Origin of the sequence: Luteimonas sp. TWI596 (assembly GCF_039674105.1) — a bacterium.
Classification (GTDB): domain Bacteria; phylum Pseudomonadota; class Gammaproteobacteria; order Xanthomonadales; family Xanthomonadaceae; genus Luteimonas.
On sequence record NZ_JBDJMU010000003.1, the window covers coordinates 142,015 to 165,667 of the forward strand.

The following is a 23,653-nucleotide window of genomic DNA, read 5'->3' on the forward strand; positions in this document are numbered from 1 at the left end:
GCCGCTCAGTCGATGCGGGTGCCGAAGATCTTGTCGCCGGCATCGCCAAGCCCGGGCAGGATGTAGCCGCGTTCGTCCAGGCGCTGGTCGATCGAGGCGGTGTAGACCTCGACATCGGGATGGGCGGCCTCGAGTGCGCGCAGCCCCTCGGGCGCGGCGACCAGGAACAGGCCCTTGATGCGGCTGGCGCCAGCCGCCTTGAGCATCGCCACAGTGGCGATCAACGTGCCGCCGGTGGCGAGCATCGGGTCGAGGATCAACGCGGTGCGGTCGGCCATGTCGCCGACGAGGTTCTCGTAGTAGGGCACCGCCTGCAGCGAGGCCTCGTCGCGCTTGATGCCGACGACGCTGACCTTGGCCGCCGGGATGAGTTCGAGCACGCCGGGCAGCATGCCGATGCCTGCGCGCAGGATCGGCACCAGGGTGATCTTGCGGCCCTTGATGCGCCGGACCTGCACCGCGCCGGCCCAGCCATCGACGGTGGCGTCCTCGGTTTCCAGGTCCGAGGTGGCCTCGTAGGTCAGCAACGTGGCCACTTCGGCGGACAGTTCGCGGAAGGTCTTGGTGCTGTTGTCGGCGCGGCGCATCAGTCCGAGTTTGTGCTGGACCAGCGGGTGGCGGACTTCGACGATCTTCATGGGCATCGGGAACGAGCGGGCGATGCCGACAGGATAGGGCACGCGCGGCGCCGGGTCCGCCCCGAGAGCCGGCGCCGGTCCGGTCCCAGGGCGACGCCGCGGCCGCGCCGGACGATCAGAACTGGTAGCGCACGCCCGCCAGCCACGACCGGCCGAACCCCTCCATCTCCAGCACCCGGTTGCGCTGGCCCTGGAAGCGGACCTGACGTGTGTCGCGCAGGTTGTTGATCTCGCCGAACACGCGCCAGCCCGCGCCGAGCGCCAGGCTCGCCGAGAAATCCAGGCTCGCGCGGTCGTCCCAGTAGATGTTCAGTTCGGGATTGCTGATGTCGAACGCCTGGATGAAGCGTGAGCGCTTGTTGTACGCCAGGCGTGCATCCAGACCCGCGCGTGCGTAGGTCAATGCGATGTTGTAGTTGTCGCGCGAGGTGCCCGGCAGTTCGGTTTCCCCCAGGTCGAACGGCAACTGCGCCTCGGACTTGGCGTAGGTGTAGTTGGTGTAGACGCCCAGACCCGCGAGCGCGCCGGGCAACTGGTCGAAGGTCTGCTGCCAAGTCAGTTCCGCGCCGTAGATCCGGCCGCGCTTGCCGTTCTCGGCGCGGGTGATGCGCAGCGTCTGGCCGCCGCTGGTGGCCTCGTCGTGTGAGGCGAGGAACAGCGGGTCTTCGATGCGCTTGTAGAACAGCGCAGTCGAGACCAGGCCCAGGGGACGCAGATAGTGCTCGAACGACAGGTCGAGGTTGTGCGCATAGGCCTCGCGCACCAGTGGGTTGCCTTCTTCGATGGCGATGACGTTGCGGTCGTCGGCCTCGCCGAGGATGCGGTAGGGCGCGGTGTGCATGAAGTCCGGGCGGTTGAGCGCGGTCGAGTACGAGGCGCGCACGATGCGGTCTGGGCCGAGCTCGTAGCGCAGGTGCACGCTGGGCAGGAGGTTGCCGTAGCGGCGGCCGGCCGAGACCGGCGTGGCCACCCCGGTGCCCTCGTCGAATGCGGTCGCCATGCCTGTGGTCTCGGTGCGCTCGTAGCGCACGCCGGCGACCATCGTCAGCGCGTTCCAGGTCGCGTCCAGGCGCGCGTAGCCTGCGTACACGTTTTCTTCGGCGCGGTAGTCGCCGGTCAGCGAATCGGGAATCAGGCGCTTGTAGGCATCGCTGTCCTTCAGTGGTCCGGCGTAACGATCGAAGATGTCGCGGCAGAAGCGCCGGCCGGTCAGGAAGTAACCGAAGTTGTTGGACAGGCTGTCGCAGAGCATGTCCGAGTAGGCGATCCCCAGCGCGTCGAAGTCGTCGCGCTTGCCATTGCGGTAGCGCTCGTCGTCGAACTGCTTGTCGCGCAGTCGGGCGCGCACGCCGATGCGCAGGTCGCCGGTTTCGCCGACGAACGGCTGGGGCCGCGCCAGGTCCAGCCGCAGGCCGGTCTCGGCCTCTTCGCTGGACTCGAAGCGGTCGTTGAAGCGGCGAAACGCATACCAGGCCTCGGGCAGGTTCACGCCGGTGGCAGGCGCGTCGTCGCGGCCGCGGATCGTCCAGACCGGGAAGTCGGGATTGGCGTAGTCGTAATCGAGCTGCGGCCGCACGGTGGCGCGAAAGATGTACTGCTGACGCGGATCGGTGACCTTGGTGGCTTCGCTGCGCGAGGCTTGCCAGTCGAGCTTCCAGGTCTCGCCCAGATAATGCTCGCCGCCCAGGTTGTAGGTCCGGATCGTCTTGTCGTAGGTGCGTTCGCGCAGTTCCTTGTCGAAGGTCGCGCGCGCGGTGCCGGCGGTTTCGTCCGAGCCCGCGGTGTGCCGGTCGAGCGCGATCGTCAGGTTGTCGCGGAACTCGCGGTCGACGAAGTTCGCATCCGAGGCCACCAGGTAGACCAGGTTGTCGGGATCGATGCGGATGTCGAAGCGTCCGGTCAGGCCCTTGCGGGTACGCGTGCCTTCGTAGTCCTTGATCTGGATCTCGGTGGGTGCGAAGCCCGCGTCGACGCGCTCGTACAGGCTCTCGACGTTGTCGGTGAAGCGGCCCTGCTTGCTGAGCGAGCCGGAGATCAGCACGCCGATGTTGCGGTCGGCGCCGAAGCGGTTGCCGATCGTGGCGTTGTAGCGCGCGTTGTCGCCATCGCCCAGTTGGTACGCGCCGCCGGCGACTGAAGCGCGCAGGGTCAGTCCGTCGCGGTCGAGCGCGCTCTGGGTGCGGATGTTGATGTTGCCGGCGATGGCGTCTCCGTCCATGTCCGGTGTCAGTGCCTTGGTGACCTCGAGCGCGGAAATCACGTCGGACGGGATGGTGTCCAATTCCACGCCGCGGCTGCCGGCATCGGGGTTGGCCAACTGCACGCCGTCGATCGAGACGGTGGTGAATTCCTTTGGCGCACCGCGCACGCTGACGTAACGGCCTTCGCCCTGGTCGCGCTCGATCGACACGCCGGAAATGCGCTGGGTGGACTCGGCGATGTTGTTGTCGGGGAACTGGCCCAGCAGGTCGGCCGAGACGACATTGACGTAGTGAGTGGACGTGCGCTGCTGGTTGAGCGCGCGCGCCTGGGCATCGCGGCTGGCGCGGACCTCGACGACGCCCAAGTCGGTCGCGCCGGCAGCGCTGGTCAGCGCGATCTCGATACGCGCGCCGCGGCTGTCGCCGACCGTGACCTCGGTCTGGTAGGCGCCGTAGCCCAGATAATCCACACGCAACGTGTGGCGGCCCGCGGGCAGGCCGACGACACGGAACAGGCCTTCGCCATCGGTGCTGGCCTGACGGCCGCCGACGGTGACGAGTGCGCCTTCCAGCGCGATGCCGCGCGAGGCCTCGCGGACCTGACCGACGAGCGTGCCGGCCATCGCGGCGACGCCGTCGGCGGCGGTCTGTGCATGGGCGGCGGACGGGGTGGCTGCGAACAGCGCGGCGGCGATCGCCACGGCGATCGCGGTCTGGGTCGATGTCATCGAAACTCCGGGAAGTGGCAAGGGCGCGTCGGCCTGCGCGCCCCCTTTGGCGTGGTGCAGGCCGGTGTTCACGAGCGCCTCGGGAACGTTTCGAAAAGTCTGGGTCAGTTGTGTTGCCGATTCATGATGGCGATGCTGCATGTGCGCCATCGCAGTGACATGCCGGTGTCATCGTCCGTCCACACAATCCGCGGTCGCCGCAATACGGCATGACCGTCGCGTGACCGTTGCGCGTCCCCGATGACACGACTTCCTGGTGATCCATGACAAGGCTTCCCTTCGTCCCTTTCCGAACGTGGGCGATCGCATCGCTTGCGCTGTGCATCGCAGGCTGTTCTGCGTCCGCGCCCAACATCGCCGGCCAGCCGAGCGCCGAGGCCCCTGCGACGCCGGCTACGCCCGGACGCGACCTGCCGATCGTCGAGGAAGCGTTCGTCAGTGCGCTGACCCCCGAGGACAACATCGACTCGCCGGCGGCATGGGCCGCGCCCGATGGCCGGGTGCTGGTGATCGCGACGGCGAAGTCCACCGACCGTCTGGTCGTCTACGACGGGGCGAGCGGCGAGACGCTGCGCACGTTCGGCGCTTCGGGCGGTGGGGCCGGTCAGTTCCGGCGTCCCAACGGCATCGCGGTGATCGACGACCTCGTGTTCGTCGTCGAGCGCGACAACCACCGCGTGCAGGTGCTGCGGCTGCCGGACTTCGCGCCGGTGCTCGCGTTCGCCGCGCAGGACCTGGTCAAGCCGTACGGGCTGTGGATCGACCGCGCCGGCGAGGGGTATACGGTCTATGTCACCGACGCCTATGACGATGGCGAAGATGCGCAGGGCCACGATGTGCTGCCGCCGCTCGACAAGCTCGACCGGCGCGTGCACCGCTATGCGCTGCGCCCCGATCGCGGGACGTTCGCGGTGGAGGCGCTGGGCGCCTTCGGCGACACCACGGCCGACGGCGCACTGCGGGTGGTCGAGTCGATCTGGGGCGACCCGGCGAACGATCGCCTGCTGATCGCCGAGGAGGACGAGACCTATGCCAACGAACTGAAGGTCTACGACCTGGCCGGCCGCTACGCCGGGCGCACGGTCGGCCGCGATGTGTTCCAGGCGCAGGCCGAGGGCATCATGCTCAAGACCTGCGCCGATGGCGGCGGCTGGTGGATCACGACCGAGCAGGGCAAGGGCCGGACCGCGTTCCACTTGTTCGACCGGCGCTCGCTTGCGCACGTCGGCGCCGTGGTCGGAAAGACGGTCGCCAACACCGATGGCATCTGGCTGCACGACGCACCGTCGGCGAACTTCCCCGACGGCGCGCTCTATGCGGTGCACGATGACCAGGGGTTGGTCGCGTTCGACTGGCGCGCGATCGCGCAGGCGCTGTCGCTGCCCGCGTGCGGGCGGTCCTGATCATGGGAGCAAGCCTCGTCATGTCTGTGTGTTGGCGTACAGCGCTGCTCACGCTGGCTTTGCTTGCGCCTGCGGTTCACGCCGAGGCGCCGCGACAGCCTGAGCCCAACACCCGCGTGCCCGAGGGCGATCGCGGGCATGCCGCGAGCGCGTATCCGGACCGCATCGTCGCCTCGCCGGCGCAGGACGCAGCGACCGGCTTCGCGGTGGCCTGGCGGACCGACGCGCGCGTGCGTGCGCCGCAATTGCAGATCGCGCCGGCCGACGACACGCCGGACATCGCGGGTGGGCGCGCACGCACGATCGTCGCCGCCACCCAGTCGCTGGACACGCGCAACGGCGTCGCGCACCAGCACCGCGCCGATGTCGACGGCCTGACGCCCGATACGCTGTATGCCTGGCGCGTGCAGGGCCACGGCACATGGAGTCCCTGGTTCCACTTTCGCACCGCGGCCGCAGAGGCCGCGCCGCTGACGGTGCTGTACTTCGGTGACACCCAGAACCAGAACACTGCGCTGGTGACCCGGGTGATCCGCGAGTCGCGGCGCTGGGCGCCGGACGCGAAGCTGGCGCTGTTCGCCGGCGATCTGGTGTCGGGCGGTGGGGCCGGGCAGGGCGCCGACGACGACGAGTGGGCCGAGTGGTTCGAGGCCGCCAGCGGCCTGCCCGAAGACATCGCAACCGCGCCGGCGGCAGGCAACCACGAGTTCCACGACGAGCACGAGGACACACCGCAGGAACGCCGGGTGCTGTCGCCACACTGGCCGGTGACGTTCGCATTGCCGCGCAACGGCGCGCCCGGCGTGGAAGCGACGACGTACTGGTTCGACTACCAGGGCGTGCGCTTCGTCGTGCTCGACGGCACCTCGATCCTGGATCTGGGGACCGGTCCGGCGCAGGCGCAGTGGCTGGACCGCGTGCTGGCCGACAACCCGCACCGCTGGAGCGTGGTGCAGATCCACCAGCCGCTGTACGCACTGCGCGCCGACCGCGACTACGCGTCGCTGCGCGCACACCTCGCCCCGGTGCTGCGCAGGCACCGCGTGGACCTGGTGCTGCAGGGGCACGACCACGGCTACGGCCGCCGCGCGCTGGATGCGAACGGCGATACGCCACAACTCCTGGTCAGCGTGGCCGGCGCCAAGCAGTACCGCCTGGGGCCGCAGGCGCTGGCGACGATGGCACCGATCGCCGAGGACACCCAACTGTTCCAGGTGCTGCGCGTCGATGGCCCGGTGCTGCGCTACGAGGCGCGCACGGCGACCGGTCGGTTGTACGACGCGTTCGAACTGCACGACGACGATGGCCGCAAGCGGCTGGTCGAACGGGAGGATGGCAGAATCGACACGCGGCGCTGCACGCGCGAGGGCTCGCTGAAGGGTCGCGCCGACCGGTGCTGGGAATGAGCGCGATGCAAGGCACGCGCTTCGGCATGGCGGTGGTCACGCTGATGCTGGGGGCAGGGCTGAGCCTGGCGGGGGCAGCGACCTGGGCGGCCGGCCCCGCGGGTCATCCCGTCCACGCGCGCCAGCCCGACCCGTCGACGCATGACGCACTGCTGGTGGTGGAAATCCCCGCCGGCGGCATGGTCAAGTACGAGATCGGCGCCGAGGACGGCCTGCTGCACGTCGATCGCTTCGTGTCGATGCCTGTCGTGTATCCGGCGAACTATGGCGCGATGCCAGGCACACGTGCCGGCGATGGCGATCCGCTCGATGCGCTGGTGCTCACGCGTGCGCCGGTGCATCCCGGCGCGCTGCTCCGGTTCCGGCCGCTGGGCGTGCTGCGCATGCGCGACGGCGGACAGGCCGACGAGAAGATCGTCGGCGTGCCGGTCGACGACGTCGACCCGACCTATGCCGGGGTGCGCGATCTCGCCGATCTGCCGGCCGCCGAACGCGCGCGCATCGAGGCGTTCTTCCGCGTCTACAAGGACCTGCCCGAGGGCAGCAGCGCTGTGACCCTTCACGGCTGGGGCGACGCCGCCGCCGCGCGCGCGCTGATCGGTGACGCGATCGAGGCTGCGGGGCGCTGAGGCGACCAGTCGAGGGCCGGGGCCGCGCGGCGCGGTAGAGAACGGGCGGGGCCGTTGATGGCCCCGCTGCGAATCGGGACGCCTTGTCGGCCAGCATGGTCTACCGGCTCAGCCCTCGGCGTCTGCGGCGTGGGCCTCGCGCGCGAGGCGCAACGCAGCCTCGACCGATGCCCATGCCTGGGGCAGGTCGACCTGCGCGCCGTCGGCCCAGACCGCCTGGATGGTGCGGGTGGCGCGGATGTCGGCCAGTGGGTCGCCGCTGACGACGAGCACGTCGGCGCGCGCACCGGCTTCGAGCCGGCCGAGATCGGACCGGCCCAGGATGTCGGCGGCCACATGGGTCGCCGCCTGCAGTGCCTGCACCGGGGTCAGGCCCATGCGTACCAGGGCCTCGAGTTCCTGGTGCAGCGCCGGACCGGGCAGCATGTAGGGCGCAGCGGGCAGGTCGGAGCCTGCCCCGACGCGGACCCCGGCCGCCAGCAGGCGCGGTAACAGGGCGGCCATCAGGGCCTGGTCGGCACGCGCACGGGCCTGCACTCGAGGCTCGGCGAGGATGCCCGACAGCGCCGACCAGTGCTCGGCGACGTCGACGGCCAGGCGGTCTGCACCGGGCAGGTCGTCGCGCGTCAGGCTGTCGGGCGTCGCGAACTGGATGCCGTTGGCCGTCGTCGGCACCAGGGCGACGACGGACTGCGCGAGCTCGGCGACGATCCGGTCGAGCAGGACCGGATCCAGCGTGTCGGCGGCCGGATCGCCGCCCAGTCGCTGGTACGCCAGCGCGGCGCCGCCGAGATGTTCCAGCGTGCCGACGCCGGCGGTGGCGGCCTGCAGCGCATCGACATGGGCGCCCGACAGCCCGCGCGTCAGAACCGTGCCGAGATCGGCCATGACCGGCAGGCCGTGACGCGCGGCGGCCTGTGTCGCGGCGTCGAAGACTGCGGGAGGCAGTTGCTCGTAGAGCTTGATCCAGTCCACGCCGGCCGCGGCCAGGGCGTCGACGACGGTGGCGGCGTCGTCAGGCGAGGTCAGTGTGATCGCGGGCTGGGTGCCCAGGGCCGCCGCATCGAACGGCGCAGGGCCATCGGGGGTCAGGACACTGACCGCACCGTCGAGCAGCGGGCCGGTCGCGAACAGGCGCGGCGCACCCGGCGTCGCGCGCAGGTCGGCGAGCATGTCGAGGGTGTTGCCGGCATCGCGGATCGTGGTGACGCCCGACGGCACGAAGGCGCCGATGAAATGCGGCCGTGCATGCACGTGCAGGTCGATCAGTCCGGGCAACAGCAGGGCGTCGCCGTAATCGTGTTGCGCGGCCGCGTCGTCCCAGGCGCAGGTGTGGCGCGCGCCGGCACAGCGCACGCGCGCACCGGCGATCACCACGACGCCCTGTTCGAGCACCGTGCCGGCACGCGCGTCGAACAGACGGCCGAGCAGGACGGCATCGGCCGGCGGTTCCACAGCCGGCGTGGCGCTGTCGTGGCCGCAGGCCGAGAGAAGAAGCGCCGCGCACGGCAGCGCGAGCAGGACGGAACGTCGAATCATGGTCACCACGCTGTCGGAAGCAAAGCGCGCGGATCGATGGCGACGGCGCACGTCCTCCGGGCGCATCGGACGGCTCGGTGGCCGCGTCTGCGCCCGGGCGGACGCAGACCGGTGCCGGCCGCGCGGGGCGCCGACCTTATCAGGCCGCGGCGGCGTCCGTCTGGCGGGGGCCTTCGCGCAGCGCCTTGCCGACCATGTCCACCAGCAGCGCAAGTTCGTCGTCGCCGATCGCGAAGTGCGGGGTGAAACGCAGCGAGTTCGCGCCGCCGTGGATCACGCCGATGCCGCGCTCGCGCAGCCATTCCTCGGTCGAGCCGGCGCCGTAGCACTTGTACCGGGGATCGAGCTCGCAAGAGAACAGCAGGCCGGTGCCCTGGACCTGGGTGATCGCGCCGCCCGCTTCGGCGCGCAGCGCTTCCAGCCGCTCGATGGCACGGCGCCCGGCCTGACGGATGTTGGCGCGGATCTCGGGCGTGAGCTGCTCGAGCACCGCGCAGGCCACGTCGAGCGCGCGGGGATTGGCGGTCATCGTGTTGCCGTAGACGCCGCTGCGGTACAACTGCGCGGCGTCTTGCGAGACCGCGAGCACCGACAGCGGGTACTGGCCGGCGTTGAGTGCCTTGGAATAGGTCTCCATGTCCGGCGCGTCGAGGCCTTCGAACCCGGGATAGTCGACGACCGACAGCACGCCGTGCGCGCGCAGGCCGGCCTGGATCGAGTCGACCAGCAGCAGGCTGCCGTGGGCGCGGGTGAGCTCGCGCGCGGCGGCGTAGAACGCGGGCGGCAGCGCACGGCCGGGATCGCCTTCGCCCATCACCGGCTCCAGGAACACGGCCTCGACGAACCACCCGTTCGCGTCCGCATCGGCGAACGCCTGGCGCAGCGCGTCGGCGTCATAGGGCGGGATGGTGATCAGCGAGTTCTCGTCGCGGAAGCTGGCCAGGTACTTCTTGTAGGTCGCGCGCGAGGAGTCGGAGTACAGCGCCGGGCGCTCGGTGCGGCCATGGAAGCTGCCCTTGACCACGATGCGCTTGATCGTGCGCCCCGCATGGCGGCCGCCCGGATCGGTCTGGACGCGGGTGTTGATGTCGGCGATGCGTGCGGCCAGGCCCACCGATTCTGAGCCGGAATTCAGGCACAGGAAATGGCTGTACGGGCAGCCGCCGTCGCGGGTGTGGCCGATCTCGCGGCGCAGCGCGCGGTCGAGCCGCAATTGCGACAGGTGCGGGGTCATGATGTTGGCCATCGGCACCGGCCGCGCCATCGCCTCGAGCATCGTCGCGGGGGTGTGGCCGAAGCCGAGCATGCCGTAGCCGCCCGAGTCATGCAGCACCGCCCCCTTGAGGGTGACGATCCACGGGCCGCGTGCGGCCAGCGCGACGTAGGGGTTCACTGCGTCGCCGGGGTAGAAGTTGACGTAGCCAGCCTGCACCGTGCGGGCTTGGGCGTCCTCGTCGAGGTCGAGCAGGTCGGCGAACTCGCCGCCGATCCGGGCGTACTCGTCCGCGGCGGCCTGCAGCGCCTCGACGAGTGCGGGGTGGCGCGCGGCGTAGGTCTCGACGACATCGTCGGGCAGGCCGGTCGTGCGGCGTGCGCCGCCATGGGCACGCAGGGGGGCGAGGATACGGGTCACGGACATACGGTGGACTCCCAGGTCGGCAGGCGGGCCGGTGGGCGGGCGCGGGCTCGCGACGATAGGCGAGACCGGCTCCCCAGCCGGTACGTCCCTTCTATTATCTGGACGATTCCGTCGGCCGGTAGCGACGGATCGCCGAATCGCTGCTAGGATTTCGGCGCATCGCCGAATCTATTCGTGAAAATGTCCAGCGAGCCTGCCGACGTCCGCCTGCTGATGCTGTTGCGCGAGAACGCACGGCTGTCGACCGCCGAGATCGCGCGACGACTCGGGCTGTCGCGCACGACGGTGCAGAGCCGGATCGAGCGGCTCGAGCGCGACGGCGTCATCAACGGCTACACCGTGCGGGTGCGCGACGACTTCGAGCAGGGGCACATCCGCGCGCAGATCATGATCAGCGTCCGGCCCCGGCAGATGACCCCGGTGGTGACCGCGCTGCGCGCGATCGATGCGGTGCGCACGCTGCATTCGGTCAGCGGGCCCTACGACCTGATCGCGCTCGGCGTGGTGCCGACCGTCGCCGACATGGACGTGCTGACCGACCGGATCGGCTGCCTGGAGGGCGTCGAGCGCACGACCTCGTCGATCATTCTGTCGACCAAGTTCGAACGGTAGACGTCCCACGCCTGCCGCTCCACCCGGCGCCCATGGCGCCACCGCGCCCGTCGCCTCGACCTACAATGGCCGCCCCTTCCGATCGTCGGCGCCTCTTGAAGAAGTCCGATTTCCATTTCGACCTGCCGGACGCGCTGATCGCGCAGGCGCCGCTGGCCGAGCGTTCGGCCAGCCGGCTGCTGGTCGTGCCGCCTGCCGACGGCGCGTTCGACGATCGTCACGTGCGCGACCTGCCCGAGCTGCTGCAGCCGGGCGACCTTCTGGTGTTCAACGACACCCGGGTGATCCCGGCGCGGCTGTTCGGGCACAAGGACAGCGGCGGCCGTGTGGAGATCCTGATCGAGCGCCTGCTGCCCGGCAACGAGGCGCGTGCGCAGATCGGCGCCAGCAAGGCGCCCAAGGCGGGGGGGCGGATCGTGCTCGACGGTGGCGGCAGCGCCGAGGTGCTGTCGCGCGATGAGGGCTTCTACCACCTGCGCTTCGAGGTCGGCGACGCGCTCGAATCCTGGTTGCTTCAGGCCGGACGCATGCCGCTGCCGCCCTATATTCGGCGCGAGCCGGGGCGCGACGACGCCGAGCGCTACCAGACGGTGTTCGCGCGCGAGGTCGGCGCGGTCGCGGCGCCGACCGCGGGCCTGCATTTCGACGATGCCTTGCTCGAGCGGCTGCGTGCGCGGGGCGTGGCCTTCGGTCACGTGACCCTGCATGTGGGCGCCGGCACCTTCCAGCCGATGCGGGTGGACGATATCCGCCAGCACCGCATGCACAGCGAGTGGCTCAACGTCGGTGCCGAACTGGTCGCGCAGATCCGGCGCACCCGCCAGGCCGGTGGCCGCGTGATCGCGGTCGGCACGACAGTCGTGCGTGCGCTCGAGAGCGCGAGCGTCGACGGCGAACTGCACCCGTTCTCGGGCGAGACGCGGATCTTCATCTTCCCCGGTTACCGCATCCGCAGCGTCGATGCGATGGTGACCAACTTCCACCTGCCCGAATCGACGCTGTTGATGCTGGTCTCGGCCTTCGCCGGCCGCGAGCGCATCCTCGCCGCCTACGCGCATGCGGTCGCGGCGCGCTACCGGTTCTTCTCCTACGGCGATGCGATGCTGCTGTGGAGCGCCGAGGCGTCTGCGCAGCCGGCCGGCTGAGCGGGCGGGCCTCGCCGGGCCGCACGCGGCGGCCCGGGGGCTGCGGAGGATCGCGCCCAGATTGCCGGTGCGCCGGTCGGCCAGGCGTCCCAGGCCTCGCTTTCGCCATCCGGCCAACGGGCGGCGGCGATCCATGGCGTCAGGGGCGGGCGCGGACGGACCGGTCATACTAGCGGGATGTCCAGAATGTCCTTCCAGCTGCTCGGCAGCGACGGCGCGGCGCGGCGCGGCCGTATCGATTTCCCCCGCGGCACCATCGAAACCCCCGCCTTCATGCCGGTCGGCACCTACGGCACGGTCAAGGGCGTGCTGCCGCATCAGATCCGCGCGCTGGGCGCGCAGATCATCCTGGGCAACACCTTCCATCTGTATCTGCGCCCGGGCCTGGAGGTCATCGAGGCGCACGGCGGCCTGCATGGCTTTGCGCGCTGGGACGGGCCGATCCTGACCGATTCGGGCGGTTTCCAGGTGTTCTCGCTGGCGCACAAACGCAAGATCACCGAGGAAGGCGTGACGTTTTCGGCGCCGACCGACGGTTCGCGGGTGTTCTTGGGGCCCGAGGAGAGCATGCGCATCCAGAAGACGCTCGACTCGGACATCGTGATGATCTTCGACGAGTGCCCGCCGGTGCAGATCGACGGCAAGCCGGTCGACCCGCGCGTGGTCGAGCGCTCGATGGAACTGTCGCTGCGCTGGGCGGCGCGCTCCAAGCGTGCGCACGAGGGCAACGACGCCGCGCTGTTTGGCATCGTGCAGGGGGGCGTGCACCACGACCTGCGCACCCGCTCGGCGCAAGGACTCCAGGCCATCGGCTTCGACGGCTATGCGATCGGCGGGCTGGCGGTCGGCGAAACCGAGGCCGAGCGCAACGCGATGCTCGACCACACCTGTCCGCAATTGCCGGGCGACCGTCCGCGCTATCTGATGGGGGTGGGCCGCCCGGAGGATCTGGTGGAGGCGGTCGCCCGCGGGGTGGACATGTTCGACTGCGTGATGCCGACCCGCAACGCCCGCAACGGGCATTTCTTCACCTCCACCGGCACGATCCGCATCCGTAACGCGAAGTTCGAGAAGGATCTGCGCCCGATCGAGGAAGGCTGTGGCTGCGAGGCCTGCGCCGGCGGCTACACCCGCGCCTATCTGCGCCACCTGGACCGCTGTGGGGAGATGCTGGGGCCGATGCTGGGCACGCTGCACAACCTCTGGTATTACCAGCGCCTGATGGCGGACATGCGTGCCGCGATCGAGTCGGGAACCTTCGCCGCGTTCCGGGCGTCTTTCTATCGCGCCCGGACCGGGAATCCGGACGCCTGAGCCGGGCCTGACGGCTCGGATCGCCCGATTTTCACCCCCGTCCACGCCCCGGCCTGCGCCTCCGGCCGGCCGTGGCATAATCGCCTGCTGCCTTTTCGACCCTGATGGATGCCCAGATGAATCTGCTGGACCTGCTGATCGCCCCCGCCCACGCCGCCGCCGGGGCGCCCGCCGCGCCGAGCATGCTGTCGACGCTGGCTTTCCCGATCATCCTGATCGCGATCATGTACTTCTTGATGATCCGCCCGCAGATGAAGCGGACCAAGGAACACCGCGCGATGCTCGACAAGCTGTCGGTCGGCGACGAGGTGATCACCAATGGCGGCATCGCCGGCGTCGTGCGCGCCATCGGCGAGAGCTTCATCACCGTCGAGATCGCCGAGCGCGTCGAGATCCGGGTCCAGAAGGGCGCGGTCGGCAACGTGCTGCCCAAGGGCACCCTGAAGTCGGCCTGATTTCCTGATTCTGCTGGGGCTTGCCCCGGCAACTCTCCCGGCGCCGTCTGCGCGGCGCCAGAGGCAAGCCAATGCTCGAATTCCCGCGCTGGAAATACGTCCTGATCCTGCTGGTGCTGGTGCTGGCCGCGCTGTACGCGCTGCCCAATGCCTACCAGAAGAATCCGTCGATACAGATCACCCCGAGCACCAGTGAGGCGCGCATCGACGATGCGCTGCGCCAGCAGGTGGACGGCCTGCTCAAGGACGCGGGCGTGACGCCGGTCGGCACCGAGGTCGACGACAGCCACCTGCTGGTGCGCCTGCACGATGCCGATGCGCAGACCGCGGCCGCCGACACACTCCGTCCGGCGCTGGGGGAGAACTATTCGGTCGCCCTGAACCTGGCCTCGACCGTCCCCGACTGGCTGTCGCGCTTCGGCGCCCGACCGATGTCGCTGGGTCTGGACCTGCAGGGCGGCGTGCACTTCGTGATGCAGGTCGACCAGGCCGCCGCGCTGCAGAAGCGCGTCGACGGCTACGCCGACGGCATCCGCACCGTGCTGCGCGACAACCGCATCGGCTATTCGAGCGTCGAGCGCCGGGCCGACAACAGCATCGGCGTGGTCCTCAACGAGGGTGCCAACGTCGCCCAGGCACGCCAGCACATCGCCACCAGCCTGGCGAGTGCGTCGGGGCAGGGGGTGGCCGGCAGTGGCCCGCAGATCGCCGTCGACGGCAACCGCATCACCGTGCGCCTGTCGCAGAGCGAGATCGCCCGCATCGCCACCGACGCGGTCGAGCAGAACCGCACCGTGATCTCCAACCGCATCAACTCGATCGGCGTCGCCGAGCCGGTGCTGCAGCGCCAGGGCGAGGACCGTCTGGTCATCCAGCTGCCCGGCCTGCAGGACACCGCCGAGGCCAAGCGCCTGATCGGCGCGACCGCGACGCTGGAGTTTCGCGCGGTGACCGGCGATGAGAACCAGGCCGCCGCTGCGGTGGCCTCGGGCAGCGTCCCGGCCGATTCGCGCGTGTACTACGACGAGAACAACCGCCCGCTGCTGCTCTCGCGGCGCATCCTCGTCTCGGGCGACCAGCTGATCAACGCCAATCCGCGGACCGACCAGCAGACCGGCATGCCGTCGGTCAGCATCACGCTCAACAGCGCGGGCGGCAAGCGCATGCTCGACCACACGCTGGAGAACGTCGGCCAGCGCCTGGGCATCGTCTACGTCGAGCGCATCCCGACGGTGCGCGTCGTCAATGGCGAGGAAGTCCGTTCGGCACGGACCGTCGAGCGCGTGATCAGTTCCTCGACGATCCGCGGCGTGTTCGGACGCGAGTTCCAGACCACCGGTCTGAGCCGCGACGAGGCCAACGACCTGGCCCGCCAGCTCAAGGCCGGCGCACTGGCCGCACCGATGGACTTCGTCGAAGAGCGCGTCGTGGGCCCGAGCCTGGGCGCGGAGAACGTCGAGCGCGGCGTGACCGCGGTGCTCTACGCGTTCGTGTTCACGCTGATCTTCTTCATGCTGTACTACCGCATGTTCGGCATCGTCACCTGCCTGGCGCTGATCCTGAACCTGCTGATCGTGGTCGCGGTGATGTCGCTGTTCGGCGCCACGATGTCGCTGCCCGGCTTCGCCGGTCTGGCGTTGTCGATCGGCCTGTCGGTGGACGCCAACGTGCTGATCAACGAGCGCATTCGAGAGGAGCTCAGGGCCGGGATGCCGCCCAAGGCGGCGATCGTGACCGGCTACGAGAAGGCCTCCGATACGATCTTCGACTCCAACCTGACCGGCATCATCGCGGGTATCGCGCTGTACGCCTTCGGCACCGGCCCGCTGCAGGGCTTCGCGGTCACGCTGGTGATCGGCATCATCGCCTCGATGTTCACCGCGATCGTCGTCTCGCGCGCGCTGGTCACGCTGATCTACGCGCCGCGCAAGAAACTCAAGTCCCTGGCGATCTGACGGGAGAGACCCCATGAAAATTTTCCCGTTGACCCTCGTTCCCAGCGATACCCGCATCGACTTCATGCGGCTGCGCCACGTCTGGGTTTCGATGTTCGCCCTGCTGTTCGTGGCCTCGATCGCGGTGATCGGCCTGAAGGGCTTCAACTTCGCGCTCGACTTCACCGGCGGTACCGCGGTGAACGTGCGCTTCGAGCAACCGGTGAGCGTCGACGAGGTGCGCGAGCGGCTCGAGACCGCCGGCATCGCCAATGCCCAGGTGCAGACCTTCGGCAGCGGCAACGACCTGCTGATCCGCGTGCGCGGTGACGAGCAGGCGAGCGTGGACGGCAACACGCAGTTGGCGCAGCAGGTGCTGGCGGCCGCGACGAGCGACAGCAATCCCGGCCGGATCCTGAGCACCGAGGCAATCGGTTCGCAGGTCTCGGGCGACCTGCGCAAGAACGCGATCTACGCGGCGATCTTCGTGCTGGTGGGCTTCCTGCTCTACATCAGCGTGCGCTTCGAGTGGAAGTTCGCGGTCGTGGCCAGCGTGACCACGCTGTTCGACGTGCTGGTGGTCGCCGCGCTGTTCTCGCTGACCGGCCGCGAGTTCGACCTGACCGTGCTTGCGGGTCTGCTGTCGGTGATGGGCTTCTCGATCAACGACACCATCGTGGTGTTCGACCGCGTGCGCGAGAACTTCCGCGGCGTGCGGGCCGAGCCGCTGGAGATCTTCAACCGCTCGATCAACCAGACGCTCTCGCGCACGATCATCACCTCGCTGGTGTTCTTCCTGTCGGTGCTGGCGCTGTTCCTCTACGGCGGCGGCTCGCTCGAAGGTCTGGCGCTGACGCAGATGATGGGCGCGGTCGTGGGCACCTTGTCGTCGATCTTCATCGCCTGTCCGCTGCTGACCTACGGCGTGCTGCGCGTCACCAAGCAGGACCTGTTGCCCAAGGCCAAGGACGAAGCGGCCCTGGCGCGCCGGCCGTAAGGCCGGCGGCCGGGTCAAAAACGGGGTGAGAGGGGAATTTTAGGCGGGGGCAAATTGGCGCTGGGCCCCGGGTTTTGCCCCCGGTGTTGTGCGGGCCGGGACGAAGAAAAAGCCACGCAATGCGTGGCTTTTCTGTTTCCGGGGGCTGGGATCCGCGTCTGCGGATCCTGCGACTGGCCCGATGGGTCAGTCGAATTCCTTTGCGTACCCCGACGACACCAGCACCTGCTGCAGCGGTTCGATCAGGCGCACATTGGCGGCAAGGATCGGGCGGCCGCCGGCAAAGGCGACATTGAGCGGCCCGGTGGCGCGGCCCTTGAAGTCGCTGACGCGACCGCCGGCCTCGCGGACCAGCAGCACGCCGGCCGCGATGTCCCAGGGGTGCACGCCGGCCTCGAAGTAGGCGTCGCAGCGGCCGGCGGCGACGTAGGCCAGGTCCAGCGCGGCCGAGCCGGCGCGGCGGACGTCTTCGGCGGACTCGAGCAGGGCGTCGACCGCGCGCAGCTGCGCACCGGCACGCTTGCGCTCGCGCGGGGCGAAGCCGGTGGCGATCATCGCGCCCGACAGGTCCTTGCGGTCGGCGATGCGGATGCGGCGTTCGTTGAGCTGGGCGCCGGCGCCGCGCGTGGCGGTGAACAGTTCGTTGCGCAGCGGATCGAAGATCACGCCGTGCAGTGGCTCGCCGCCCTCGACCAGCGCGATCGACACGCACCAGTGGGGGAAGCCGCGCAGGTAATTGCTGGTGCCGTCCAGCGGATCGATGACCCAGGTGTAGCGGCTCGCACCGCCTCGGCCGGGCTTGGCGCCGCCTTCCTCGCCGAGGATGGCGTAATCGGGGTGCGCCCGGCGCAGTTCCTTGACGATCGCCTCTTCGGCTAGGCCGTCGACCTCGCTCGCGTAGTCCAGCCGTGCCTTCTCGACGACGTTGAGCGCGTCGAGCTTGTGCATGTTGCGGAGCAGGACGTTGCCGCCGGCACGCGCCGCCTTGACCATGATGTTGACAGCAGGTTGAAGCATCGCGGACGACTCCGGGCGCGGGCGGGTTCGAGGGGAAAAAGAGCAGTGCCGGCGCTTGGCCGGTCGGGCAGTTTACCATTCGCGGCATGCAAGCGCCCCTCAATCCTGACTCTTCGCCCGCCACGATCGCTGCGCGCCTGCGCATCGTGCTCGTCGGCACCCAGCATCCCGGCAACATCGGCTCGGCCGCACGCGCGCTCAAGACGATGGGACTGCACCGTCTGGTGCTGGTCGCGCCGCAGAAGTTTCCGCATGTCGAAGCCGACGCGATGGCCGCCGGCGCCGATGACGTACTGGCCTCGGCCACGCGCTTGGACACTCTGGCCGAGGCGGTCGCCGACTGCCGGTTCGTGCTCGGCTGCACCGCGCGCAGCCGTCGGGTGCAATTGCGCGAGCTGCGTCCGCGCGAGGCGGCGGCTGCGGCACACGCGCAGGCGCTGGCCGGCGGCGAGGTCGCGCTGGTGTTCGGGCGCGAGCGCACCGGGCTCGAGAACTCGGAGTTGCAGCTGTGCCATGCGGCCGTGCACATCCCCGCCAATCCCGACTACAGCTCGCTGAACCTCGCGGCCGCGGTGCAGGTGCTCAGCTACGAGCTGCGGCTGGCGCTGCTGGGCGAGGCCTCCGCTCCTCAGGCGGTCGTGCCGGCGTCGGCAGACGCCGTGCCGCATGCGCAGCTCGAAGGCTTCTTCGCCCAGTTGGCCGACACGCTCGAGGCGATCGATTTCCACAAGGGGCGGGCGCCGGACTCGGCGATGCGCAAGCTGCGCCGGCTGTTCGTGCGCACCGGGCTCGACGAGAAGGAAGTCCGGCTGCTGCGCGGCATCCTGGCCGACGCTCAGCGCATGGCGCAGCTCGCTGGCGAGCGCGGCCGCTGAACGGCTGGCCGCGTTGCCGGGCTAGGTGAGCCGCGCGATCCAATCCGTCGCGGCGGCGGCCAGCGCGCCGCTGAGCACGCCGAACACGCCGATCGCCAGCAGGCCAGCGGCCCAGGCGACCAGCAGCAGGGCGCCGTCGCGTTCGAGCAGCGCCAGTGCATAGGCCAGCAGCAGCACGGCGAAGACATAGTTGGTGAACGGGATCGGCAGCGCCAGCAAGATTCCCAGCAGCACCAGCAGCAGGCCGGTGAACATGGTCGCTGCGCGATGGTCGAGGACGCCCGGCAGCCGCGGGCGACTGACCCGCTCCAGGCGTCGGAACCAGGGCTCGAGCACGGTCTCGAACCGCTGCACGGCGCTGCGGTGCGGGCCGCGCTCGGCGATGAAGCCGGGCAGCCACGGCTTACGCAGCCCGATCAGCAGCTGCAGCCCGACGAAGATCACCAGCGGGCCGCCGACCGCGCCGCCGACCCCAGGGATCGGGATGAAGGCCGGCAGCGTGGCGACGAACAGCATCATGCCGAACACGCGCTTGTCCAGGCCGGCCAGCAGGTCGCGGAAGCGCAACTGGTCGCCAGGATCGCCCGCCGCCATCGCCGCGAGCAGTTCCCGGGTCGAGGCTTCCTCGCGCGAACGCATCGCAGGCCCGTCAGGCCGCATTGTCGGCCTCGGCCTCGGGCAGGCGCTGCAGCAGCAGCTTGTCCACGCGCGGCCCGTCCAGGTCGACGATCTCCACCCGCCAGCCGTTGGCGTCGAAGTGCTCGCCGACGTTGGGGATGCGTCCGAACTGGGCGATGGTCATGCCGGCCGCGGTGTGGAACAGGTGTTCGTCCTCACCCGGCAGCGTGCCGCCGCCGAGCAGCTCGCGGACCGCCTCGACCGACAGGCTGCCGTCGACCAGCAGCGAGCCGTCGTCGCGTGTGACGACCAGCGGCGAGGCGTCGACGCCACTGCTCTGGGTGCGGCCGATCACCGCTTCCATGACGTCGTTGACGGTGACCATGCCGGTGATGTCGCCGTACTCGTCGACCACCAGCGCCAGCGATTGCTGGTTTTCGCGCAGGATCTCCAGCAGCTTCATCGCCGGCGTCGACTCTGACACGAACAGCGGCTCGCGCAGGTACTTGAACAGGTCGAACGCCCCCGCATCGAGCCGGTCGATCAGCGATTTGATCTCCAGGACCCCCACCACGTCGGCATCGTTGCCGCGCAGCACGGGGTAGCGCGAGTAGGGCGTGTCGCGCATCCGCGCCAGGTTCTCTTCGAAGCTGGCCGACACGTCGAGCCAGGCGATCCGGGTGCGCGGCGTCATCAGCGTCTCGGCATCGCGGTCGCCCAGCGTGAGCACGCGATTGACCATGTTGCGTTCGTCGGCGTCGATCACGCCCTGCTCGTGGCTCTCGCTCACCAGCATGCGGATCTCTTCTTCGGTCACCTGGGCCGCTTCGGTGTCGTTGAGCCGCAACAGCCGCAGCAGGCCGCGCACCGAGGCGCTGAGCAGCCACACGGCCGGGGTTGCGATCCGCGACAGCCAATGCATCGGCAGCGCGACCACGCTGGCCACCCGCTCGGGCGCCAGCAGTGCCAGCCGCTTGGGCAGCAGTTCGCCCAACACGATGGTCAGGAAGGTGATCAGGCCAACGGCCAGCACCGTGCCGGCGGTGGCCGCATAGGCGCCCAGCGCCGGCAGCCTCGACGCCAGCCAACTGCCGATGGCGCTGCCCAGCGCGTCGCCGCCGAGCATGCCGGTCAGTACGCCGATCAGCGTGATGCCGACCTGGACGGTCGACAGGAAGCGCTCGGGGTGCTGGGCCAGCTCGAGGGCCGTGCGCGCGCCGCGCCGCTCGGCCATTTGCTTCAGGCGCGGCTTGCGGGACGTCACGACCGACATTTCCGACAGCGCGAAGAACGCGTTGCAGGCGATCAGCGCCAGGACGATGAGGATCAGCTCAATCATCGACGGCGCCCGTGTTCAGGCCGTGGCCGGTGGTGAAGGCCGGCGGGCGCGGGCATCGGCGGGCGAAGGGCGGTCTAGGGTCGTCGTCCATGGGGGGCGGGCAGCGCAGGAGGGCGCGGGCCGGACTATAACAGGTGGCCGCGTGACGACCCCGGGCACGTCCGGGGTGGTCGCAGGCGTCACGGAGCCGTCATAATTCGCCCTTGCGCAAGCGCCCGGCCCCGCGGGTGCGCGGACAAAGGCGTCGGCATGTTCTCCCTGCAAACCATCTTCGGCCAAGGCAACCAGTTCTACACCCTGCTCGAGGAGGCGGCGGTCGCCGCGCACGACAGCGCCATCGCGTTGCACGCGATGCTCAAGGAGGCCGACCGGCAGCCCGCGCTCGATGCCTTCAAGCTGGCGCGCATGCGCGAGCGCGAGGCCTCCGACAAGATCAGCCAGGCACTGGTCGACAGCTTCATCACCCCGATCGAACGCGAGGACATCGAGGCGCTCGGTTCGGCGCTGTACAAGATTCCCAAGCAGATCGAGAAGTTCGCCGATCGCTACTCGCTGGCCACCCAGCACCTGGAACACATCGACTTCGCGCCGCGCGCGGCGATGCTCGAACAGGCATCGGCGGTGGTGGTGAAGATGGTCAAGACTTTGCGCAGCATGAAGCTCGAGCCGATGAAGGCGCTCAACGACGAGCTGCGTGCGCTGGAGAACGAGGCCGATCGGCTGATGCTCGAGCTCTACCGCGACATCTACTCGGGCAAGCTCGATCCGCTGCAGATGTTCCTGCTCAAGGAGTTCTTCGAGATCCTCGAGAAGGCCATCGACCGCTGCCGCGAGGCGGGTGTCGTGGCCTACGAGATCGTGCTCAAGAACTCCTGACGGGCTGCCGACCATGCTGACCCTCGTGCTGATCGTGGTCGCGACCGCGCTGGTGTTCGAATACATCAACGGGTTCCACGACACCGCCAACTCGATCGCGACGGTCGTCGCCACCAAGGTGCTCTCGCCGATGCAGGCGGTCGGGCTGGCGGCGTCGATGAACCTGATCGGCGCGCTGATGGGGACCGCGGTCGCCAAGACGATCTCCTCGGGCCTGATCAACGCCGGGGTGATCGACGTCGGCTCGCAGCTGATCCTGTGCGCGCTGCTGGGCGGCATCATCTGGAACCTGATCACCTGGTGGTGGGGCCTGCCGTCGTCGTCCTCGCATGCGCTGATCGGCGGCCTGATCGGCGCCGCGCTGGCAGCGGCCTCCAACAACTTCGACGTGGTCGTGTGGTCGGAGCCGGCGACGCCGTTCTGGCAGAGCGCCGGCGTGCTGTGGAAAGTGGTCGTGCCGATGGTCAGCTCGCCGGTGCTGGGCTTTGCGGCCGGCTTTCTGATGATGGGCGTGCTGTTCTTCGTGATCTCGATGATGGCGCGCAGCGGCGGCGTGCTGGCGCGCATCGCGCGGCCGCGCTGGGTCAATGCGTTCTTCGGCAAGAGCCAGATCGTCTCGGCCGCCGGCATGGGCTTCGCGCACGGCATGAACGATGCGCAGAAGACGATGGGCATCGTCGCGCTGACCCTGGTCAGTGCGCAGAGCGTGGGCACGCTGGACAACCTGCCGGGCTGGCTGGCGTTCCTGCATCCCTCCGACGCCGCGCTCAACGATGGCGACATCGACCTGTGGATCAAGATCTCCTGTGCGCTGGTCATGGCCGCGGGCACCGCCGCGGGCGGCTGGCGGATCATCAAGACGCTGGGCCACAAGCTGGTCAAGCTGCACCCGATCCACGGCTTCGCGGCCGAGACCAGCGCTGCGTCGGTGATCCTCGCCGCGTCGTCGCTGGGCATTCCGGTCTCCACCACCCACAACATCTCCTCGGCGATCATGGGCGTGGGCACCGCCAAGCGGCTGAATGCGATCAAGTGGTCGGTGGTCAACAAGATGATCTGGGCCTGGATCCTGACGATCCCGATGTCGGGCGGCATCGCCTACGGCCTGTTCCGGGTGTTCCACCACTTCGGCTGGGTGTGACGGCCGGCCGCCGGGCGAAAATCGCGCGGGCCGAGCGGCCCGCATCGCTGTCGAAGGCGCCCGACTCGCACCCGCACGCCCGCATCGCGGATGCGATCCGCGCGGTGCCCGCCGGGCGGGTCGCCGGCTATGGCCACATCGCGCGTCGCGCCGGATTGCCGGGCCGGGCACGTCTGGTCGCGCGGGTGTTGCGCGACCACGACGGGCCGGCGCTGCCCTGGCACCGCATCGTCCGCAGCGATGGGCGCATCGCGTTTCCTGAGGGCTCGCCCGGCTTCGAGGCGCAGGTCCGCCTGTTGCGCGCCGAAGGCGTGGCGGTCGTGCGAGGGCGCGTGCGCATGCCGGCCGACGATGGGCTCGATGCGGCGTTGTGGGGACCGGACGCGCGCGACTGAAGGCGACGCAGTCGACACGGCGCGCCGGTATCATGGGCGCGCATAACGAGGAGTGCCGATGTTCCCGAGGTTGCCGCAGGCCGTCAAAGTGATTCTGGCCATCAATGTCGTGGTGTTCCTGCTGCAACTGGTGATCGGCGGCCTGCTCGCGCCGTTCATGCTCTGGCCGCTGGGCGGTGCCGACGCCGGTGGGCTGGGCTTCCAGCCGTGGCAGCTGTTGTCCTACGGCTTCATGCACGATCCGCGCAATCTCGCGCATCTGGTGTTCAACATGCTGGCGCTGGTGATGTTCGGCTCCCAGCTCGAGTACACCTGGGGCACGCGCCGCTTCGTGACCTACTACCTGGTGTGCGTGGTCGGTGCCGGGTTGTGCCAGCTCGCCGTGGTGACGTGGTCGCTGACCCAAGGGGCGTTTCCCTATCCCACGCTCGGCGCGTCGGGCGGGGTGTTCGGCCTGCTGCTGGCCTACGGCATGCTGTTTCCGAATCAGCGGATCATGCTGCTGTTTCCGCCGATCCCGATGCGGGCGCGCACGTTGGTCATCGTCTACGGCCTGGTCGAGCTGGTACTCGGCATCACCGGCACGCGCTCGGGCGTGGCGCACTTCGCGCACCTGGGCGGCATGCTGTTCGGTTGGCTGCTGATCCAGAACTGGCGCGGTCGCCCGCCGTTCAACCGCAGCCGCCGTCACGTGCGGCGGCTGTGAGCGGGGAGGCAGTCTCGGAAGTCGTGATTGAGGATGCGTAGAAGCG

Annotated in this window: 21 protein-coding genes; 14 read left to right on the plus strand and 7 right to left on the minus strand. The window is 69.5% G+C overall.

What is annotated here, in order from left to right; all coding sequences use genetic code 11:
- Positions 1-5: 5 nt before the first annotated feature.
- Both upp and ABE487_RS03350 read right to left on the minus strand, forming a co-directional pair.
- Positions 6-638, minus strand: a complete 633-nt coding sequence (upp, locus tag ABE487_RS03345) for a uracil phosphoribosyltransferase (protein WP_346451116.1) — start codon at positions 636-638, stop codon at positions 6-8.
- Between the two features lie 115 nt (positions 639-753).
- Positions 754-3,567, minus strand: coding sequence for a TonB-dependent receptor (locus ABE487_RS03350; RefSeq protein ID WP_346451101.1), 2,814 nt, complete (start codon positions 3,565-3,567; stop codon positions 754-756).
- Positions 3,568-3,830: 263 nt separating this feature from the next.
- On the opposite strand from ABE487_RS03350, the gene ABE487_RS03355 reads away from it, so the two are divergent.
- Genes ABE487_RS03355 through ABE487_RS03365 form a run of 3 tightly spaced genes read left to right on the plus strand, consistent with a single transcriptional unit; the run spans position 3,831 to position 7,005 of the window.
- A complete protein-coding gene (locus ABE487_RS03355) occupies positions 3,831-4,970 on the plus strand; it encodes a phytase (RefSeq protein ID WP_346451103.1) in 1,140 nt (379 codons plus the stop codon).
- A 20-nt stretch (positions 4,971-4,990) separates the two neighbouring features.
- Positions 4,991-6,376 carry a metallophosphoesterase family protein gene (locus tag ABE487_RS03360; RefSeq protein ID WP_346451104.1) on the plus strand — a complete coding sequence of 462 codons (1,386 nt, stop codon included), beginning with the start codon at positions 4,991-4,993 and terminating at the stop codon, positions 6,374-6,376.
- Positions 6,373-7,005, plus strand: coding sequence for an inorganic diphosphatase (locus ABE487_RS03365; RefSeq protein ID WP_346451105.1), 633 nt, complete (start codon positions 6,373-6,375; stop codon positions 7,003-7,005). Before ABE487_RS03360 ends, ABE487_RS03365 begins: the two co-directional genes overlap by 4 nt.
- 108 nt (positions 7,006-7,113) lie before the next feature.
- Here the strand turns inward: ABE487_RS03365 and ABE487_RS03370 are convergent, their stop codons facing one another.
- Complete coding sequence (locus tag ABE487_RS03370) at positions 7,114-8,544, minus strand: amidohydrolase family protein (RefSeq protein WP_346451106.1); 1,431 nt, start codon at positions 8,542-8,544, stop codon at positions 7,114-7,116.
- A 139-nt stretch (positions 8,545-8,683) separates the two neighbouring features.
- The gene (locus ABE487_RS03375) at positions 8,684-10,183 is read right to left on the minus strand and encodes an aminotransferase class III-fold pyridoxal phosphate-dependent enzyme (RefSeq protein WP_346451107.1); all 1,500 of its coding nucleotides are present in this window, start codon (positions 10,181-10,183) and stop codon (positions 8,684-8,686) included.
- Positions 10,184-10,363: 180 nt separating this feature from the next.
- Between ABE487_RS03375 and ABE487_RS03380 the strand changes: the two genes are divergently transcribed.
- The 6 genes from ABE487_RS03380 to secF all read left to right on the plus strand — a co-directional run bounded on the left by ABE487_RS03380 (position 10,364) and on the right by secF (position 16,640).
- A complete protein-coding gene (locus tag ABE487_RS03380; protein ID WP_346443303.1) occupies positions 10,364-10,795 on the plus strand; it encodes an Lrp/AsnC family transcriptional regulator in 432 nt (143 codons plus the stop codon).
- 95 nt (positions 10,796-10,890) lie between these two features.
- Positions 10,891-11,940, plus strand: a complete 1,050-nt coding sequence (gene queA / locus ABE487_RS03385) for a tRNA preQ1(34) S-adenosylmethionine ribosyltransferase-isomerase QueA (protein WP_346451108.1) — start codon at positions 10,891-10,893, stop codon at positions 11,938-11,940.
- Positions 11,941-12,117: 177 nt separating this feature from the next.
- Positions 12,118-13,254: a tRNA guanosine(34) transglycosylase Tgt gene (gene tgt / locus ABE487_RS03390; RefSeq protein WP_346446624.1), complete on the plus strand. Its 1,137-nt coding sequence runs from the start codon at positions 12,118-12,120 to the stop codon at positions 13,252-13,254.
- Between the two features lie 116 nt (positions 13,255-13,370).
- Complete coding sequence (gene yajC / locus ABE487_RS03395; RefSeq protein WP_183426274.1) at positions 13,371-13,709, plus strand: preprotein translocase subunit YajC; 339 nt, start codon at positions 13,371-13,373, stop codon at positions 13,707-13,709.
- A gap of 71 nt (positions 13,710-13,780) precedes the next feature.
- The gene (secD, locus tag ABE487_RS03400) at positions 13,781-15,664 is read left to right on the plus strand and encodes a protein translocase subunit SecD (protein ID WP_346443100.1); all 1,884 of its coding nucleotides are present in this window, start codon (positions 13,781-13,783) and stop codon (positions 15,662-15,664) included.
- A 13-nt stretch (positions 15,665-15,677) separates the two neighbouring features.
- Positions 15,678-16,640 carry a protein translocase subunit SecF gene (gene secF, locus ABE487_RS03405; protein ID WP_346446622.1) on the plus strand — a complete coding sequence of 321 codons (963 nt, stop codon included), beginning with the start codon at positions 15,678-15,680 and terminating at the stop codon, positions 16,638-16,640.
- A 186-nt stretch (positions 16,641-16,826) separates the two neighbouring features.
- On the opposite strand, the gene ABE487_RS03410 is transcribed toward secF, so the two are convergent.
- Positions 16,827-17,657, minus strand: coding sequence for an inositol monophosphatase family protein (locus ABE487_RS03410; protein ID WP_346446620.1), 831 nt, complete (start codon positions 17,655-17,657; stop codon positions 16,827-16,829).
- An 86-nt stretch (positions 17,658-17,743) separates the two neighbouring features.
- Between ABE487_RS03410 and ABE487_RS03415 the strand changes: the two genes are divergently transcribed.
- A complete protein-coding gene (locus tag ABE487_RS03415; RefSeq protein ID WP_346443844.1) occupies positions 17,744-18,532 on the plus strand; it encodes an RNA methyltransferase in 789 nt (262 codons plus the stop codon).
- Between the two features lie 21 nt (positions 18,533-18,553).
- Here the strand turns inward: ABE487_RS03415 and ABE487_RS03420 are convergent, their stop codons facing one another.
- The gene (locus tag ABE487_RS03420) at positions 18,554-19,171 is read right to left on the minus strand and encodes an exopolysaccharide biosynthesis protein (protein WP_346452734.1); all 618 of its coding nucleotides are present in this window, start codon (positions 19,169-19,171) and stop codon (positions 18,554-18,556) included.
- A 10-nt stretch (positions 19,172-19,181) separates the two neighbouring features.
- Positions 19,182-20,489, minus strand: coding sequence for a hemolysin family protein (locus ABE487_RS03425; protein WP_346443847.1), 1,308 nt, complete (start codon positions 20,487-20,489; stop codon positions 19,182-19,184).
- Between the two features lie 249 nt (positions 20,490-20,738).
- Between ABE487_RS03425 and ABE487_RS03430 the strand changes: the two genes are divergently transcribed.
- Genes ABE487_RS03430 through ABE487_RS03445 form a run of 4 tightly spaced genes read left to right on the plus strand, consistent with a single transcriptional unit; the run spans position 20,739 to position 23,607 of the window.
- Positions 20,739-21,365, plus strand: coding sequence for a DUF47 family protein (locus ABE487_RS03430; protein ID WP_183426139.1), 627 nt, complete (start codon positions 20,739-20,741; stop codon positions 21,363-21,365).
- Positions 21,366-21,378: 13 nt separating this feature from the next.
- Entirely contained in the window at positions 21,379-22,506 is a 1,128-nt protein-coding gene (locus ABE487_RS03435) for an inorganic phosphate transporter (protein WP_346446613.1), read from the plus strand.
- Positions 22,507-22,553: 47 nt separating this feature from the next.
- The gene (locus ABE487_RS03440) at positions 22,554-22,901 is read left to right on the plus strand and encodes an MGMT family protein (RefSeq protein WP_346452737.1); all 348 of its coding nucleotides are present in this window, start codon (positions 22,554-22,556) and stop codon (positions 22,899-22,901) included.
- 58 nt (positions 22,902-22,959) lie between these two features.
- Complete coding sequence (locus ABE487_RS03445) at positions 22,960-23,607, plus strand: rhomboid family intramembrane serine protease (protein WP_346443850.1); 648 nt, start codon at positions 22,960-22,962, stop codon at positions 23,605-23,607.
- Positions 23,608-23,653: the final 46 nt, after the last annotated feature.